The 17,630-nt window shown below is 41.0% G+C and carries 14 protein-coding genes; 6 read left to right on the top strand and 8 right to left on the bottom strand.

Annotated elements, in window-relative coordinates; all coding sequences use genetic code 11:
• Positions 1–36: 36 nt before the first annotated feature.
• A complete protein-coding gene (locus tag DW182_RS18330) occupies positions 37–1,137 on the top strand; it encodes a DUF2027 domain-containing protein (RefSeq protein WP_044154571.1) in 1,101 nt (366 codons plus the stop codon).
• A gap of 86 nt (positions 1,138–1,223) precedes the next feature.
• Here DW182_RS18330 and DW182_RS18325 read toward each other — a convergent pair whose 3' ends face one another.
• Positions 1,224–2,531 carry a DUF5723 family protein gene (locus DW182_RS18325; protein ID WP_118296438.1) on the bottom strand — a complete coding sequence of 436 codons (1,308 nt, stop codon included), beginning with the start codon at positions 2,529–2,531 and terminating at the stop codon, positions 1,224–1,226.
• A gap of 302 nt (positions 2,532–2,833) precedes the next feature.
• Entirely contained in the window at positions 2,834–2,998 is a 165-nt protein-coding gene (locus DW182_RS22190) for a hypothetical protein (protein WP_158580816.1), read from the bottom strand.
• Positions 2,999–3,161: 163 nt separating this feature from the next.
• Between DW182_RS22190 and DW182_RS22725 the strand changes: the two genes are divergently transcribed.
• Positions 3,162–3,284, top strand: a complete 123-nt coding sequence (locus tag DW182_RS22725; RefSeq protein ID WP_255421303.1) for a hypothetical protein — start codon at positions 3,162–3,164, stop codon at positions 3,282–3,284.
• A gap of 171 nt (positions 3,285–3,455) precedes the next feature.
• Here DW182_RS22725 and DW182_RS18320 read toward each other — a convergent pair whose 3' ends face one another.
• The 6 genes from DW182_RS18320 to DW182_RS18295 all read right to left on the bottom strand — a co-directional run bounded on the left by DW182_RS18320 (position 3,456) and on the right by DW182_RS18295 (position 11,201).
• Complete coding sequence (locus DW182_RS18320; RefSeq protein WP_118296437.1) at positions 3,456–3,809, bottom strand: hypothetical protein; 354 nt, start codon at positions 3,807–3,809, stop codon at positions 3,456–3,458.
• A gap of 400 nt (positions 3,810–4,209) precedes the next feature.
• On the bottom strand, positions 4,210–5,304 hold the full coding sequence (locus DW182_RS18315) for a DUF4249 domain-containing protein (protein WP_118296436.1): 1,095 nt from the start codon (positions 5,302–5,304) through the stop codon (positions 4,210–4,212).
• 39 nt (positions 5,305–5,343) lie between these two features.
• Complete coding sequence (locus DW182_RS18310) at positions 5,344–8,073, bottom strand: TonB-dependent receptor (RefSeq protein WP_118296435.1); 2,730 nt, start codon at positions 8,071–8,073, stop codon at positions 5,344–5,346.
• Between the two features lies 1 nt (position 8,074).
• Positions 8,075–8,956: a FecR family protein gene (locus DW182_RS18305; protein ID WP_199678622.1), complete on the bottom strand. Its 882-nt coding sequence runs from the start codon at positions 8,954–8,956 to the stop codon at positions 8,075–8,077.
• 125 nt (positions 8,957–9,081) lie between these two features.
• A complete protein-coding gene (locus DW182_RS18300; protein WP_115503525.1) occupies positions 9,082–9,501 on the bottom strand; it encodes a hypothetical protein in 420 nt (139 codons plus the stop codon).
• Positions 9,502–9,680: 179 nt separating this feature from the next.
• Positions 9,681–11,201, bottom strand: coding sequence for a glycoside hydrolase family 28 protein (locus DW182_RS18295; RefSeq protein WP_118296434.1), 1,521 nt, complete (start codon positions 11,199–11,201; stop codon positions 9,681–9,683).
• A 387-nt stretch (positions 11,202–11,588) separates the two neighbouring features.
• On the opposite strand from DW182_RS18295, the gene DW182_RS18290 reads away from it, so the two are divergent.
• The 4 genes from DW182_RS18290 (at position 11,589) to DW182_RS18275 (ending at position 17,627) form a co-directional block, all read left to right on the top strand.
• Positions 11,589–12,629, top strand: a complete 1,041-nt coding sequence (locus DW182_RS18290; RefSeq protein WP_118296433.1) for a polysaccharide deacetylase family protein — start codon at positions 11,589–11,591, stop codon at positions 12,627–12,629.
• A gap of 59 nt (positions 12,630–12,688) precedes the next feature.
• Positions 12,689–15,100 carry a glycoside hydrolase family 2 TIM barrel-domain containing protein gene (locus tag DW182_RS18285; RefSeq protein ID WP_118296432.1) on the top strand — a complete coding sequence of 804 codons (2,412 nt, stop codon included), beginning with the start codon at positions 12,689–12,691 and terminating at the stop codon, positions 15,098–15,100.
• Positions 15,097–15,990 (top strand): sialate O-acetylesterase, encoded by an 894-nt coding sequence (locus DW182_RS18280; RefSeq protein ID WP_233564188.1) that lies wholly within the window; start codon positions 15,097–15,099, stop codon positions 15,988–15,990. The genes DW182_RS18285 and DW182_RS18280 overlap by 4 nt, the downstream gene beginning before the upstream one ends.
• Positions 15,991–16,085: 95 nt before the next feature.
• On the top strand, positions 16,086–17,627 hold the full coding sequence (locus DW182_RS18275; protein ID WP_233564187.1) for a glycoside hydrolase family 28 protein: 1,542 nt from the start codon (positions 16,086–16,088) through the stop codon (positions 17,625–17,627).
• Positions 17,628–17,630 lie beyond the last annotated feature (3 nt).

Below are 17,630 nucleotides of genomic sequence, written 5' to 3'. Positions count from 1 at the left end.
TCATAAATTGTAAATAGCTAAATTGTAAATGATATGATGAAAATTGGTGATAAAGTACGCTTCCTCAATGAAATCGGCGGAGGAATCGTGAAAGGATTCAGGGGGAAGGATATTGTATTGGTGGAAGATGCTGATGGCTTTGATATTCCGATGCCCATGCGTGAGTGCGTAGTAATTGATACGGATGATTATAATATGACCCGGCCGGTGCCGAAAGCAACTCCGAAGAAAGCGGAGGAGAAGCCGGTACGTTCTTCTATTTCTCACTCGGTTCAGGAAGAAAGTGAGATGCAGCGCTTGTCCAAACCGCAGGTATCTGTTTACCGTCAGCCGGAAATGCGTGGTGGAGATATTCTAAATGTTTTTCTGGCTTTTGTACCGGAAGATATTAAGGCTGTCAGTACTACTCCTTTTGAATCTTATCTGGTGAATGATAGTAATTACTATCTGTATTATACTTACCTCTGTGCAGAAGGAAAAGCATGGAATGTCCGTTCCAATGGAATAGTAGAGCCGAATACGAAGTTGCTGCTGGAGGAATTTGAGAAGGTGGAGCTGAATGACCGTGAACATGTTGCAGTACAGTTCATCGCTTTTAAAGAGGATCGCTCTTTTGCTTTGAAGCCGGCAGTCAGTGTAGAACTTCGCATAGATACGGTGAAGTTTTATAAGCTACACACGTTCCAGGAATCAGAATTCTTTGAGACCCCTGCACTGATTTATGATATAGTGAAAGATGATGTTCCTACCAAACAAGTGTATGTATCAGCTGAAGATTTACAGTCTGCTTTGCTGCAAAAGAAAACTGAAGATAAACCAAAGTCCCAGCCAATTGTGAAGCGCAGTGGACAAAATGGTATCATCGAGATCGATTTACATATCGGAGAATTGCTGGATGATATTAAAGGAATGAGTAACAGCGAAATATTGAATTACCAGCTGGACAAATTCCGGGAAGTTCTGGAACAATATAAGAATAAACGTGAACAGCGCATTGTTTTTATTCACGGTAAAGGTGACGGTGTGTTGCGCAAAGCATTGCTGGAAGAACTGAAACGTAAATATCCGAATTTCCGGCATCAGGATGCTTCTTTCCAGGAATATGGTTTCGGAGCGACGATGGTGACGATAAAATAGTTACAGGTTACGAGCTACAGGCTACAAGTAGCTGCGCTTTCATTCCGAAAGGCACTTGTTACTTGTAGCTCGTAGCTTCGTAGCTCTTATATCTTCCTCTTTCCCAAAGGAATAGAAAGTCCGATGAAAGCATTTACATGTTTGGAATTATTTTCGAAAAACATATAGTCAGTACCCAGCATCAAAGGACCTACCTTGAAAGCAAAGCCGAATGTTTCACCACCTTGAAGCATGGAGTAACTTAATGTAGCGTTGATTAAAGTGTTCGGACGATAATTGGCGGATAAAGTCAATTCGGAATATGTCTTTAGCTGTCCGAAGCGGGTAGTTGATAATAATCCTACTCCCAGTTTATTATTCAGGAATCCGTATTCTCCTCCTAAAACCATAGTCGGGGATAAAGAAGTGGTGCGGGATTTATTCTCCTTCTTCTGCAAACCGTATAATTCAAAGTCCAGTACATCAGTAGATTCACTGTAATTATCTTTATCAATAGCGATATCTTTGTTTGATTCGGCTATCTGGGTGCTTGATTTACCCCAAGAGATAAAACCTAAGTCGAGGATGGCAGCAGAGAACGTAAGGTTCTTCATCACTTGATAGCTTGCTCCCAGATCTAAGCCTGCTCCGTATCCACTGATACCGAAATTATTGTAGTCCAGATCTGTGATGTATCCATTTTCTTCTTCCAAGTCCAGACCTTTAGCAGAAGCTTCCAGATAAGCATCTGATTTTAGTTGGAATTCGGAGTCTAATCCTGTTTCTTTACCAGACATATAAAGTTGGTTGATCTTCAGATTCAAATTTCCGACACCTAACAATAGTTTGGCTTTACCACCTATAGTCAGACGGTCGTTTATGGCACGTGAATAGCCTGCTCCAACTTCTATATAAGAGTTCAGGCGCAGTTTTTCATTCTGAATATTAAAGGTTCTACCGCTTCCCCAAGTAAAATCTTCCGCATCTGTAGCACGCAGATATTCGAACATGGTTTTAGGAATAGTTGCATCCACATCTACACGTGCTCCTACATTGAATGACCAGAATCCCTTGCCTCTATAGAATCCGAAAGAGATGACATCCGTATTAAGATTGATGTTCAGCTCATTCATTCCTTTCAGGCGGTTGTAGAACTTATCATTGTTGTAAAACTCTCCGTCGGAGTCAAAGACGTCAATAACATCCTGGATACCCAAAGAGTTAGAGGATACCTCGGCGGTCAATGACCCGATAACGGGTAGATTGATATAGCCACGCTTTGGTTGCGCTGCGGGGTTTAGTTGCATACGGGTACTGCTACCGTCCATAAAGTAAGATGAGCGCATATACTGCGCTTGCATGGCTGTGGGGAGAAGAAAAGAGATGCAAATCCCCAGAAGTAAAAGCTTTCTCATTGTGCTTCGTAAATTGTGGATTACTGTTAATGATTACTTATATTTGTTGTTGCAAAGTTAAAAGAACTATTTGTTATATCAAAATTATATAATAAATAAAAATTGAATAAGAAGCTGTCTTCATGGCTATGTGGCTTTATAATTGGATTGAGTGGGAAAAATAAGATGATTGCGGCCTATAGGCACATGTTATTTTATCCGCTCTCCTTTGCAATATGATGGTTTGTTAAGCGTAAAAAGAAGACTATCCTGATCTTTTTTTGAAAGGAAAGTAATGCTGTGTGATTGATTGAGCTATACTATTAAATGATAAACAACGGCATTTTGAGTGCACGCGAAAGAACTTGCATTGTTGAAATCCGGTCTGTTTGAATAAAAACATGCATCAATCTTACCCGGTAAAGACGTTTGCTACCGTATAGCACGCCTTTCTCTTTGTATTCATATACCTTTTTCTTTGCTTCCATCTTCTTTATTTTGTATTGACCACGTATGTGAAGCACAAGATTTACATTCGTGAAGCAGGATATTCACAGCTGCGAAGCAGGTGATTTACGGATGTGGTAAATGCTAAATATTGACTGTCAGTGAAATAAACATGCAGTGCTAATCTAATAAACATAAGCGGTGATGCCTATAAACACTGTTTCCGAACCGGTGAAAGCAAGTGGCAAACAGAATGAAATATGGAGTGTAGGTAAATTTGCCTACACTCTGTTTCTCTTTGCCTACACCACCGCTCAATGCCGATGAACAGGGCGATGCAGCGCATGAGTGTAAGCGTGTAGGTAAAAATGGACATAAACTCCTGTTATAGATAGATAGTGTTGATAAAGGAAAGAGGGTGCTAAACGTGATGTTCAGCACCCTCTTTTACAATTTATTTATTAATCAAAAAGGATATTCCTAATTATCGACATGAAATTATTTCATTTCGATACCCTTGTTCTGCAAAGTGACATTCAATACTCTTGCATATTCAGCATATTGTTTGTCAGTCAGTGCTTTTCTCATCAACTTCAAGTTTCCATAAACTGCATTGTGAAGTTTCTTTTTCTGATCTTTCTTGGCAGCTGTAGCGCGTTCCATCTGTGTAGAGAAGTAATCGCAAATGTTTGCTACTTCTTCATGCTGGTCAGCGGATAAATTCAAATATTTACTCAACTTGGTTACGTTGATGTTACCATCCCATTTTGCAGTTGTAGGTTGATTTCCTGCTGCAAATGTCGTAGCAGTCAGGCAGACTGCTGCCATTAATGTTAATCCTAAACGTTTCATAATACCTACTTTTAATTTGTTATACCTAAAAACAATTCTAACTCTAAAAATCTAATACCTATTGAAAACAGCTCTAAGCGCTTAGCTTTTTCTTTTTACCTGTGCAAATATAGAAATATGTTTTATAACACAAAAGTGAAAAAGAAAGAAAGTGATGCTAAGGTGACTATTTTTTGATATATATCAATTATATGATGTTATTTTGATTGTTTTAGGTCTTTTTTGTAATATGAATGTAATATAGTTATCGCGCACGGTTAAGCATAATGGTAGCAAGCGCTTGGTGAAAATATAAATAGCCTATCGGGTAGACATTTTTCTGCATGCTGCGCGAACTTCGGCAGGAACAGAAGGACACGGTTATTAACAAGAGAAGAATATAATGCTTCATGGTATAATCTTATTGAGTATATGGTGGCAAGTTTTCATTGTCAATAATCTCATCGGGCAGTTGCATTGTTATTCTTGTTTCCGAACTGATCCCTACAAATCCGAGCCCGCCTTTTACATTGCTTGGTATCATGACCGGTTCCATGAGTGCCTCTTCATAATTGCCCGATTCCAGAGTATTTAGGGCTTTTAAATAGCGGAATTCAGCTTCACTGATGCTGAGCAGGCGGACAGTGATACTTTTGGAGCGGCGAGTGACGTTATAAAGCCATAAATTGTAATCATGATAAAGTTGAGTATAAACCTTCAATGTACAGGTAGCATCAGAAAAGCGGTCATCGGTAAAGACATTATATTTATTCTCAATGTAGCTACCAAATAAATCATCTTCATCGTCTTCACTGCTGCTGGGTTTTCCATCTGTCAGTATCACATCTTCTCGATTGATGATACTTGTTTCTCTGGCATAGAGGACGGTATCTATGCGGCTGTCGTATTGTCCGTGAACGGCAATGTCATTCCAAATGTCCAAGCGGTAGTAATTTTTCTCATTAGGACGGTCTTGCAGGGTAATCTTAAACTGGCGATGAGGTTCCCATCCGCTGTACACTCTGATGGGGATGAGGCATGTATCTATTTGGATGGAGCTTACCGGATAAGGAACGGTAACTTCGGCTGTTGTATGATATTTGCCATTTTCAGCTATGGCCTCCAGACAGATTTGCTCACCGGCTTTCAAAGGAGTAGTGATGCGGAATTTTTTGCGTTTTGCTATTTCCGGGAGGTTATTGAGGGGTGCATTAGGATCGTAGACCATATCCAGGCTGCCAATAGGCTTGAGTGGGGGAAGTTCTTCCGCTTTTTCGACAAGCTTCCCGTTGATATATAGGTTTACAGTAGCTTCTTCTACGTGTGAGAGGCCATGTGTACCACTTAGGTTGAGATATACGTAGTTTTCCGGTTCTCCTGCATCAAGGAGGGCGTTCATAATGAGTTGTGGCTCACTGTGAGCCGGGGTATAGGGGATTTCATTCTCGCAGGAGGTGGAGAAAAGGATGATACCTATATATATAATAAGGTGCAAAGAGCAAATCCTTGTTTTCATTTTTTTGTTTCCGGTTTTATGGTTATTTGTTGTCATATCTTAGAACTTGTATGTATAGGTGACAGATGGAATGATCGGTAGCAAAGTTATTTTCTTTATGAATAGCTTTGATGTATTATAGGCACCTGTGTATTTACCGTATTCATCTTTATAGTAGAGGTAATCATAATCGCGCCGTTTGCCATAAACGAGTGTTGGGTTCATTGAATTATAAGCATTGTAGAGGCTGATGTTCCAGGTTCGCATGCCATGTTTGGTTTTCTTGTTGAAGTTCACTCCAATGTTCAATCTATGACTGGCAGGTAGGCGGTAGTTATTACGTTTGGAGATGTAGTCAGTTTGTTCTATGCTGCCATCAGGTTTGAGAATGACCGTTTGCTGCTCCGGTAAGGTAACTGTTCCGCCACTATTGTATATCCAGGAAGCTCCAATGTCAATGCGTTCACTGAATTTATGGTTCAGGCAGAGGCTAATACTGTGCCGGCGGTCGTATTTATAGGGAAAACGCTCACCATCGTTGATACTGCCGTCTTTGAATTGGCGATCTGCTTTAGCCAGGGTATATGCCAACCAACCGGTGGTTTTGCCTATGGTCTTTTGCGCCATGAACTCTATGCCCATTGAACGACCTTCACCCATTTCCACTTTCTCTTCCCAGTTGGTTGAACTGCCAAAGAAAGAAACCCCGTTCTGGTATTCCAGTACGTTTCGCATCTGTTTGTAATATCCTTCAATGGAGAACTCCCACCCCCGGATTCCGGTATAATATCCGCCTAAAGAGTATTGGTTAGCACGCATAGGACGTATGTTTTTGGTAATAGGTACCCATAAGTCTGTGGGCATGGCGAGTGGAGTGGAGGAGAGTTGGTGTACATATTGAGCCATCTGAGAGAAAGATGCCTTTACTGAGAAATCATGATCGAAGCGATAATGAACGGAAAGTCGCGGTTGTATGGAGAAATAATTCTTCCCCTGTGTATTGAACAGAGAAACGTGTACTCCTGCATTTAAACTGGTACGGCTACCTATATCAAAATTATCTTCTGCATAAACAGAAGCCTCATGTCCGTGCAGGTAACTGTTCGAAATACTATTATACAAGGTATCTTGTTCAGTTACGCCATTCTCCTCTTCTTTCATTTTCGAAGTATTGGTTTCCGGACGGAAGGTATGGTATAGGTATTCTACACCAAACTTAATGTGGTGTGAAGGAATAGGTGTATAGTCGAAGTCTGTCCGGAAACTCCAGTCACGGATTCCTGAACGATACTCTGAATCGTATTGATAGAAGTAGGAGTGTGATGGAGAGTAGATATTTTCTTCTTTTGCTTTGCCTTTTAAGATCATGCGATAGCTGTTGAAAGCTACGGTTGTATTGCTAAACAGTTTGTTGGTAAATACGTAATTCCAGCGTCCTGCAACGATTGTATTTCCCCAGTTCAGCCCATTTTTGCTTTCATAACAATCGCTAGTACCGTAACTCTCTTTGAAGTTATAGTGATAGTGATCCTTTCCATGATAAAAACTCAGGAAAAGCCGACTGCGATCGTTAAACTTATGATTTACTTTGGCATTGAGGTCATAGAAGTAATAATTGAACTCATCACCGTCACTGCTGAAAGCTTTTCCCATAAAAGCTGTGTGTGTGGTACGTCCACTAAGCGAAAAAGAAGTGCGATCTTTGATAATAGGTCCTTCCAAATGTATTTTATCAGTGAGTGTACCTATGCTCAGTGCACCATGATAACGTTTCATATCCCCGTCGTTGGTACGCACGTCTACAATAGACGAGAGACGTCCGCCATAGCGTGCCGGAAAAGAACTCTTGAACAGTGTAACCTTTTTCACAGCTTCGGGTGTGAAGATAGAGAAGACACCTAATAGATGGTCAGCATTATATATAGGAATACCGTCCAGCAATATCAAGTTCTGATCCGGTCCTCCGCCACGCACATATAAGCCGGAGAAGCCTTCGGTTCCTGCCTGTACGCCTGGCATTAGCTGGATGGTTTTCAATATATCAGCCTCTCCCAGTACAGCGGGTGTATGTTGTATTTGTGCCATGGGAATCTCATGTGCACCCATGGCGGTGGCTTGGATGCCGGCTTCCTTTTTGTCCGAAAGTATGATCACTTCCGCCAGTTCGTTATTAGTGTTCAGGCGAATATTGAGCACGGTGTCTTGGTTTAGCGGGAACGAACTGTGCCGTGTTTCGTACCCTAAATACGAAAAACTTAATTCTGCATCTCCCTCAGGTAAGGTGAGGGTATAGAAACCGAAAGGATTGGTGGCAGTGCCCACACGCTGACGACTATCGAGAACATTGGCACCAATCAGCGTCTCGGAAGACGCTCCGTCTGTCACGTATCCGCTGATCGTGAACCGTCGGCTTACGGTTTTCTGCGGCATGGGCCGCTTATGTAGCAAAATATGTTTTCCTGATATTTCGAAGCCTATAGGCTGCATTTCAAAAGCCTTCCGCAGGATTTCATTGATAGTGAGATCGCGGACAGCCAATGTGATACGGCTATTCAAGCGTACTTCTTCTCCATAGATGAAGCTGTAACCGGTTTTTTGTTCCATTTGTTTCACAAACTCTTCCAGTGTGGCATTTTGTAGTTTAATACTAAAACGCGTTTGTGAAGGATTGGCCTGTAAAACACAAGTGGCAAATACGAGCGTACTTTGCAGAGTACAGGTCGAGAGGAGAACCGCTCCCATCAGGAATAATTTCCTGATGGTGCGGGGTGAGCAGATAGAAGATTTCATTCTAGTTTAATTTTTGTGTGATTGTTATAGTGTCATTAGTTTTTGTGTATCCAAACTTTTGGTTGCGACAAAGCAAAGAAAGGATTTCTTCCAATGTTTCACCATTAGAAAAAGTAGCCGTCATGTGGTAGTTCTGCAAGTCAGCATCTTCTATACGAATGTCCGTATGAAAAGCATTGGAAAGTTGCCGGACAATCTCCTGCAGAGGAATACTTTTAAAAAGTAGTGTTCCGTTTCTCCAGGCAATCTCTTCCGATGCATCCTTTTCGGTGTGTAAAGTTAAGTTCTTTTTATCCTTATTGTAGATAGCACTTTCGTTAGGTGAGAGTACCAGGCGTTCTTCTTCTTTACCGATAAGGCTGACAGCAACAGAACCTTCCAGTAACGTTGTTTTAACTTGCGCATCTTCGGGATAGGCTTCGATATTGAAATGAGTACCCAAAACTTGTACTATAACCGCTTCGGCCTTTACCTTGAAAGGGTGTGCCGCATCTTTACTGACTTCGAAGTAAGCTTCACCCTGCAATTGTACTTTCCGGTCTTTTCCTCTGAACCGTTCGGGGTAAGTCAGGGTAGAGTAGCGGTTCAGTACAATTTCCGTTTGGTCGGGTAATGTTATACTACGTGTTTCTGCCAGCGTGGATACGGTTTGCAATGGTACCGGGGCGAACATATAGTATGCCCACCATCCCAGTACGCAAAGCACGGCAACGGCGGCTGCATTCGCCATAGTGCGCAATGGAAGAATGCGGTGTTGCAGACGTGGTAACCGTTTTTCTAGAAGTATCCAACTGTTAGTTTTGGAAAATTTTCCTCTCGGCGAACGGGTGGAGGCTACGAGTTTGTTGAGTATTTTTTCAAAATCTTGTTCCATGTTCTTCATCTTTCTTTTCTATAAAGACAGGTGAAATGAAAAAACTCCCTACGCTAAATCCTTTTTTTATTTGGGAAATTGCATCTTTTGCTGATTCATTCTCATTATTTATTATAGTGAAAGTCAGGTTTAGGTTATTTGGGTTGCAGGTAGACCGTGATTTGTGTTCTTTTCGCTTCCTTGTCCTGCGGGATACAGACGATACGAAACTCTGCCTTATTTTTAATTTTCTTGGGATAGATCTTCACGTGCAGATTGGCAGATTTCTTTTTTGCAGGAATAATAATCTTTTTATCCTCGATACTGAATACGACTGTTTGTCCTGGCATACTAACTCCGTTGATAAGGACTTCCCGGTCTTCTTTTTTCTTCTCCGCAGCGATAATTTTAATGTCGAACTCTTCAACATCTTTACTCCTGTCGAATGAATAATTCTTGGTAGTCTTGTCAAAGCCTACATATTCTTCGGGATAATTGGAATTGTTCTCACTGCATGCGGCAAGGATGAAGAGAATAGCTGCAGCTCCCGCCATTTGTTTACAAAGTTGTTTCATACTGTTTTAATTTAGTCTAGTTTATAGTTCATAATTAAAGACAGGGGAGGAGAAAGAAGTCCCTATAGGAATAAAACTAAAATGTGTTAATGTGTGGAAGAAGGGGGAATATATGATTATGGCTCTTGTTGGATCATGTATTATCCAGCAAGAGCCATCTGATATAAAGGAGCTATATTTTAATTAGCTTGATTCTCAACAGTATTTTGATAGCTGACAGGCCTTACATATTCTATCTGGACATTACTCTGTTCATTCTCCTCTAACAGCATAGAATGAGGTTCCGGTACTGCGAGCTTTATTTCTGTCGCGTTGAAATTCCGTGTAAAGCGGATCATTCCTGCCTTCTGAGCTTGTGCTTCAATAGCATGCAGATAGAAATTCTCCAGACGTAATGAGTCATTTTCACCGGAAGCGGAAATGAATTCCCTTACATTGGTTGTTTTGACGTGAGATAAGTATATGTTACGGAAATGAGGGTAGCCTTTCTCCGGAGGATCTACCGGGGTGAGCATTGTTTGCCAATGTTCCGGTATTTCTTTGCCTTTATACTCTTCAGGCAGTGTGCTATAGCTGTATTTAGGATTCCAGTTAGGCTCGGCTCCAAGAACTCTGCGGTTATTTTCGGCTTCTACCCGGGTTACATAAATATTCTCGATGGTTCCGCCACGGGTTGTGGCGCTCTTTAGTTGTAATATAACCGAAGTCCCCATGGCTTTGAGGTCGTGAGCCAGTATATTGCGTATGCTGCCGGAAGTTTCGCTGCCGCATGTAATCAATCCTCCACCTTTGTGAGCGATACAATTGCGTATCACTACATTTTCTGTAGGGCGGTTCACGCGTAAACCGTCGGCATCTCTGCCTGCCTTCAGGCATATATTATCATCGTTACAGTCTATTTCACAGTTCTCTATCAAGATATTTGTGGATGAATCTATATCGATGCCATCCGTACTGGGACCACGTCCGCCAATATTGTTATTAATAATTAATCCGTCTACTGTACAGTGGTCAGAGTATAAAATCTGGCATCCCCAAAAACCGGTACGCATCAATGTGAAATTACTTAGAGTGACGTCCGAACTATTTTCAACAAGGATACCGCGGACGCGCTTACAGTCGTAATCCACGATCCAGCGTAACCCTTTGGCTTCGTATTCTTTTCGCATAGCCCAGTATTTATCCCAATATATCTTACCCCGGCAATCCAGAGTCCCTTCACCGCTGACAGATGCTTTCTCTTCGCCGATGATGTTGATTACTGCTGCGGGCCATACCATCTCAATACCTGCAATGCGCGAGCGGAATTCCGGATAACAATGAATATCAGGACAGGCTATCAGGGTCACGCCTTTGCTTATTTGCAGATTAACCCCGCTTTTAACAAAGAGTGCTCCTGTCAGATAATAACCCGGTTGCAGCGTAACGGTTCCTCCTCCGGAGAGTGCGCAACTGTCTATTGCTTTTTGAATGGCATCTGTACTAAGAACTGTACTATCGGCAACAGCACCGAAGGAGTTAGCGGATACCACTGTACTACTATCCGGTAATTGCCGGCTACCTACATTCTCTGTCCAAGAGAAGTCCGGTTGTTGAGGGATTTTTCCCCATTCAAAGTTATTAGTATCAAGTCGGGGGTGTGCACACGAAAAAAGAAGTGCTCCTGACAAGAGCAGGGAAAAGGTATATCTTCTTTTCATATAATTAAAGTATTGATTATTAATTGTCATCCGATCTCTATGAATCCTACTGAAAAAATCACCGCTAAAGTAGGGCATTTACATCATTTGTTATATAGAGGTATGTACAGATGCATGTAATATTTGTTTTTGTGCGCTATTTATACCCTGTCCATACCTGAGTTGTATCCGAACAGTACTTGCTCCGTACATTCTCCACTCAGAGGTACCTCTACACGGAGAAAGTACGGTGTTGGTACGGAGCAAGTGCGTTTCAAGAAAGGCTGGGAGTACTGGAATCTGATGAAAAGCACGATTTTCTATGTTTTTGTCTGTTTTTACATTGCCTCTTTTCTTATATGGTGCTAAGTTTGCGATACATTTTAATATTATTGAAAAATAGAGGATATGAGACAGCTATTCGTGATTTTGCTTGCACTGGGTATTGGGATGCCGGTAAATGCCAAACAGATAACTTTCACAAAGAAGGGGGTAATTCATTACTGCATGAGTGGACAAGACACTCTTATTGTTCAGACTGCTTTAAAAAAACACTATACTTTGTCTATTGCTCCGTACAAAGGTGATAAGGCTTGTGCTATCAGTTATACATTCGATGACGGTTTGGCAGAACAATATTCATTGGTTGCTCCTCAGTTTGAGAAAAGGGGATTCCGGGGTACATTTGCTATTAATGGTTCTAAGATTAATAGCGATGGTGGACTAACTACGGATACCACGAGGATGAGCTGGGAGCAAGTGAAAGACTTATCGGACAGAGGACATGAGATATCGAATCATGGTTGGAAACATAAGAATTTTGCCCGATTTCCGTTAGAGGAAATCAGAGAGGATATTTATAAGAACGATAGTGCCATCTTTGCCAATACAGGAGTCATGCCCCGCACTTTTGTGTATCCTAATAACAATAAGAAAGAAGAGGCTAAGAAGATTGCTGTTCAGAACCGGGTAGGTACAAGAACCAAACAACGTTCTATCGGTAGTAAATCTACTCCTCAGAACCTGGAAGCTTGGGTAAATACTTTAATAGAAACTAATGATTGGGGGGTAGGGATGACGCATGGCCTGACCTATGGTTATGATGCTTTTCGTGATCCACAACGCTTCTGGGATCATTTGGATCAAGTAAAAGCGAAGGAGGATAAAATCTGGGTTGGGACATTTCGTGAAGTGGCAGCTTATGTTGAAGAAAAGGGAGCGACTCAGTTGGATATTGTATGTGAAAAAAATCATTTAAGAATAACTCCGGAATTGACTTTGGATAAGGAGTTATTTATAGAACCGTTGACGCTGGTTATTAAAGGAAAGCAGATAAAAAAGATTTCCGTCAGACAAGATGGGAAGAAACTGCCTGTGCTACTTCATACAGATAAAGCCGTTTTTGACTTTAATCCTTATGGAGGGGTGATAGAAGTAAATCTTAAATAAGTAAAACTATAAAAACACGTCTGTTATGAAATAACTGGCAGGCATAAAAATGATTGAAAATGAGGAAAATTGTTTTATTTACTTTATTGTTCTTTCAATATGTAGCGGCGTTTGCCCAAGACATTGAAACAGGTAAGCGGGTGTCGCAGTTGTTTAACTTTGACTGGAAGTTTCAAGCTGGTGATCTGAAAGGGGCACAGGCGGTAGACTATGATGACAGTAGTTGGCGCACGCTCGATTTGCCACATGATTTCCAGATAGAGCAGCCTTGGAGTAAGTCGGGTGGAGGTGCACGCGGCTTTAAGGATATGGGAACCGGTTGGTATCGTAAAATATTTAAGGTAGATCCTGCGTGGAAAGGGAAAAGAGTCTTTCTTGATTTTGAAGGTATTATGCTGATTGGAGATGTGTGGCTGAATGGAAAGAAAGTAGGAAGTACGGATTATGGCTATCTTGGTTTTGAGACAGATATTACCAGACTACTTAATTATGATAAAGACAATGTAGTAGCTGTGTGCGCCTCTACAGGTAAGAAGGGGGGATCTCGTTGGTATACGGGTGGTGGTTTGTATAGGAATGTACATTTGTTGGTGAAGGATAGTATTGCCATAGCCCGTCATGGCGTATTTATTTCTACTCCCCGAATTACAGAACAGAGTGCTGATGTCAGTGTACAGGTAGAGGTGGAAGGGCTTTGCGGCAAACCTCTGAATGTTGAAATTTATGCGAAGGTATTTGCCCCTGATGGTAAACAGGTGGCAGAAGGGAGAATGTTTACTCCTGAAAGGTCCAAACTGCAAACAGTAGAATTATCTTTACCGTCAATTAAGATTGAGAACCCCCAACTTTGGTCATGTGAGACACCTAATCTTTATACAGCAGAGATCGTGCTTTCTCATAATGGAACGGTGGTTGACCGTGTGGTTGAAACTTTTGGTATCCGTACTCTGGAGTTCTCAAAAGAATCAGGGTTTAAACTGAATGGAAAAAAAGTCTTTCTGAAAGGTATTGCTATCCATCATGACTTGGGAGCTTTAGGAGCAGCCGTTTTTGATGAAGCCATTGAAAGGCAGTTCAAGCGATTGAAAGAATTTGGTTATAATCATGTACGTACATCACACAATCCCTATTCGGAATCTTATTTGAGATTGGCGGATAAGTATGGCATCCTGATTGTAGATGAGTTGATTGATAAATGGAGTAGTAGTAATTCGTATTGGGGAGGAAGAGTTCCTTTTACCCAATTGTGGTATCAATTGATTCCTGAATGGATTAAACGTGACCGCAATCACCCTTCTGTAATTTTGTGGAGTTTGGGAAATGAATTGCAGATGAGAGAAGATCTGGCAGGATTTCCTACCGGTGACTGGGGAGTCACTACTTATAAAATATTTGATACGCTTACTAAACGTTATGATGCTACACGGAAGACAACTGTAGCTATGTTTCCTTCGCGGGCTGGTGCTATTAATCGACATGATTCGGATTTCAATGAGAAAATAATTCCTCCTGAATTGTCTGCGGTAACGGAAATTGCGAGCTTCAACTATCGGTATATGGATTATGCCAAATATCTGGAAACGTATCCCGATCTGATTATCTATCAGAGTGAAGCTACGACGAACGAACTTACTGCCCCTTTCTTTGGAATGGATAGGGAGAAAATGGTAGGAATTGCCTATTGGGGGGCTATTGAATATTGGGGAGAATCGAATGGTTGGCCGAAGAAAGGATGGAACTATTCATTCTTTAGCCATACCCTTGAACCTTATCCTGAAGCATATTTGATTAAAAGTGCGTTCTGCGATGAGCCTTTGGTACATATCGGTGTAGTGGATAGTGAAAGAGAAAGTGTTGAGTGGAATGATGTGATTGTCGGACGTATGCCTCTTTCATCACATTGGAATAGAACAGAAGGAAGTAAACAGAACCTATTTACTTATACAAATGCCGATGAAGTGGAACTGTTGGTGAATGGTAGGTCTTTGGGGATTCAAAAGAATATCCGGGATAATATACAGCGTCGCAATATGATATATTGGCAAAATGTGCCTTATGGAAGGGGAGGTAATGTTGTGGCAATAGCTCGTAATGGAGGGGAAGAGGTTGCTCGTCATACATTGGAGACTACCGGAAAAGCTACAGCTTTGAAGATGGAGATTGAAAACACAGACTGGAAGTCCGGTGGAATGGATTTGCAGTATGTGAGAGTATATGCTGTAGACAGTAAAGGACGGGTAGTGCCGGGCTATGAAGGCGAAGTTGTGTTTGAAATTTCAGGATCAGCGAAACTTATTGCAGTAGATAATGGTGACCATTCGACGGATGAATTGTTTTCAGGAAATCAGAAGGCATTACATAAAGGTTTTGTGATGGCTGTTTTACGCTCGGACCGAATGGCTGGTGAAGTGAGAATTACAGCTTCTTCCAAGGGATTGAAAAGTGCAAACAAGAAAATGAAGACTCAATGAAACAAGCTATGAAATATCTTATTTTTGTTCTTATTTTTGTTGCAAGTAGTTGCAATGTAGTTGCTTCCAAACCAGTTCATGTGATTATTACAGCCGGTCAGTCGAATACTGACGGGCGAACTTCAAATAAGGATCTACCGGATTATATTAAAGCATTGGCAAAAGATACTGCAGAGTATTCCGAAGGGGCATATTCTTATTGCCAGATTGCACAGAATGATCCGGACGGAAAATTCATCCCTTTTTGGCCTCGGGCTGCGCGAAGTGAGCGAAATAGCTTGTGGGCCTATGATGCTGTGACCTATTATTGGCTAGAACAGTTATTAAAAGATAAATTTTATGTGATTAAATGGGCAGTTGGCGGAACCTCTATTGCTCCTAATTATGATTCTGTAAAAGGAAGATATTGGTCGGCAGATTCTGAATGGCTATCTCAAACAGAGTCGACATCTAAGGGAGGAAGATCACTTTTATTGTCATTTATTCAGGAAATAGATATTTGCATTGATCAAACTCTTTCGAAGTTGGAAGAAGGATACCACATTGATGCTTTTCTTTGGCATCAGGGGGAGAGTGATCAGCGTAAGGGAAAAGATTATTATGATAATCTGAAAGCTGTAGTCACTTATGTGCGCACACATTTAAGTCAGAAAACAGGCAAGGATTATTCGAAGCTCCCCTTTATATTCGGCACAGTTGCCAGAAGCAATAAATCTTATAGCAGTGAGGTGGAGGCAGGTATGCGCCGCCTGGCAGAGGAAGATTCAAATGCTTATCTGATAGATATGTCTGATGCGGAGCTATTGAACGACCGACTTCATTTTAATAAAGAATCGGCAGAGCATTTGGGTAGGGAAATGTATAAGTGCTTGGTTGAAATAATGTTTTAAGGAATTATCCCGGAATTAGTAAAGTATTTATTGCAGAAATTTTAGATATTAAATTGAAATAAACTATGTTTTTAAAGAATTGTATTTTCTTATGTATGATTTTTACCTTATCCAATGTAGTGACTTCCATGGCACAAGATGACAATATATCTTCATTGAGTGAGGTTGGGGCGGAGATGTTGCCTTCGACTATTGCACCATACCAGAGAAATCCTTTCAATATTCCACTGTTGAAGTATCCTGTATTTCCTGATTATTCGGTAAATATAGAGGAGAGAGGAGCTGTGAAGAGTGAGCCTGTTACTGAACTTGTCAATCAGTTAATTGCTGAAATCAGTAATAGGGGAGGGGGAAAACTGATTATACCTGAGGGAAAATGGAAGTCGGGGCGTATTATTCTGAAAAGTAATGTCAATCTGTATCTTGATGAAGGGGCTGAAATAGAATTCTCGGGAAATGCGGAAGATTATTTGCCGAGTGTATTTACTGCCCATGAAGGAATAGAAATTATGGGAGCTGGTGCATTTATTTATGCTTGTGGCGAGGATAACATTGCTGTAACAGGTAAAGGACATATTTATGGACCTCAAATGGATGTACCGGTTCGAAAGAATTCTAACAGTATAGCCTGGCTTGAAAAAGAGTTTCCTGCAGAAGTGGATAAACGCATTTTTGATGGAATGGAAGGACGACGCTTTTTTGCACCCAAAGTGATCTCACCCATTAACTGCCGAAACGTTTTGATTGAAGGTATAACTATCGGAAGATGTTTGTTCTGGAATGTTAATCCTATCTATTGTGAAAATGTGATAATAAGAGGAATTACAGTGAATTCTGTCGGGATTCCAAGTGGGGATGGCATTGATATTACATCCTGCAAGAATGTTTTGATAGAATATTGTACCATGAATTGTGGGGATGACTGTTATGCGCTGAAAGGCGGAAGGGATAAAGACGGTTTAAGGATAGGTAAACCGACAGAAAATGCAATAATCAGGTATTGTATAGCAAAAGCCGGGCATGGAGGTGTTACTATTGGAAGCGAAACTGCGGGAGGTATTAAAAATATATATGCCTATGGATGTGTCTTTGACGGAACTCAGATTGGGATACGTTTTAAGACCCGGAGACCGCGTGCCGGTGTTTCTGAGAATTTGTTCTATGAGAATTTCAGGATGATAAATGTGAGAGATGCATTTGTTTGGGATTTACTTGGTACTCCACAATTTATGGGAGATCTGGCTAAACGTCTTCCTTTGCGTCCGATAACGGAACTTACACCTGAAGTTAAGAATATACATATCCGGAATTTTATAATAGAGTCTGCTAAACGACTGATTGTAGCTAATGGAATTCCAGAGCAACCATTCAGTAACGTGGTGATAGAGTCAGGAAGCATATATTGCAAAAAACTGATTCCTACAATGAATGATTTTAAAGGTTTCACCATGCGTGACCTTTCCATTACCTCAGATGATAATGTCATAAATTTGCTTGATGGGCGAGACTTATTATTAGACAATATTCGATTTACGCTTCCTGAAAATAAATTATACGTTTATATGAAGGGAGAGAGGACAAAAAATATCGAATTTAAAAATATTCAACCTGAAATTGAAATCATAAAAGAAAAGTAAGCG

It is taken from the genome of Bacteroides sp. AM16-24, from assembly GCF_003471885.1.
Lineage (GTDB): Bacteria > Bacteroidota > Bacteroidia > Bacteroidales > Bacteroidaceae > Bacteroides.
This window is presented reverse-complemented; position numbering and strand designations above follow the sequence as displayed.

Excerpts from the sequence above, each read along its gene's own strand:
- DW182_RS18330 (WP_044154571.1), top strand. The coding sequence starts at position 37 with ATGAAAATTGGTGATAAAGTACGCTTCCTCAATGAAATCGGCGGAGGA.
- DW182_RS18325 (WP_118296438.1), bottom strand. The coding sequence starts at position 2,531 with ATGAGAAAGCTTTTACTTCTGGGGATTTGCATCTCTTTTCTTCTCCCC.
- DW182_RS22190 (WP_158580816.1), bottom strand. The coding sequence starts at position 2,998 with ATGGAAGCAAAGAAAAAGGTATATGAATACAAAGAGAAAGGCGTGCTA.
- DW182_RS22725 (WP_255421303.1), top strand. The coding sequence starts at position 3,162 with ATGCCTATAAACACTGTTTCCGAACCGGTGAAAGCAAGTGGCAAACAG.
- DW182_RS18320 (WP_118296437.1), bottom strand. The coding sequence starts at position 3,809 with ATGAAACGTTTAGGATTAACATTAATGGCAGCAGTCTGCCTGACTGCT.
- DW182_RS18315 (WP_118296436.1), bottom strand. The coding sequence starts at position 5,304 with ATGAAAACAAGGATTTGCTCTTTGCACCTTATTATATATATAGGTATC.
- DW182_RS18310 (WP_118296435.1), bottom strand. The coding sequence starts at position 8,073 with ATGAAATCTTCTATCTGCTCACCCCGCACCATCAGGAAATTATTCCTG.
- DW182_RS18305 (WP_199678622.1), bottom strand. The coding sequence starts at position 8,956 with ATGAAGAACATGGAACAAGATTTTGAAAAAATACTCAACAAACTCGTA.
- DW182_RS18300 (WP_115503525.1), bottom strand. The coding sequence starts at position 9,501 with ATGAAACAACTTTGTAAACAAATGGCGGGAGCTGCAGCTATTCTCTTC.
- DW182_RS18295 (WP_118296434.1), bottom strand. The coding sequence starts at position 11,201 with ATGAAAAGAAGATATACCTTTTCCCTGCTCTTGTCAGGAGCACTTCTT.
- DW182_RS18290 (WP_118296433.1), top strand. The coding sequence starts at position 11,589 with ATGAGACAGCTATTCGTGATTTTGCTTGCACTGGGTATTGGGATGCCG.
- DW182_RS18285 (WP_118296432.1), top strand. The coding sequence starts at position 12,689 with ATGAGGAAAATTGTTTTATTTACTTTATTGTTCTTTCAATATGTAGCG.
- DW182_RS18280 (WP_233564188.1), top strand. The coding sequence starts at position 15,097 with ATGAAACAAGCTATGAAATATCTTATTTTTGTTCTTATTTTTGTTGCA.
- DW182_RS18275 (WP_233564187.1), top strand. The coding sequence starts at position 16,086 with ATGATTTTTACCTTATCCAATGTAGTGACTTCCATGGCACAAGATGAC.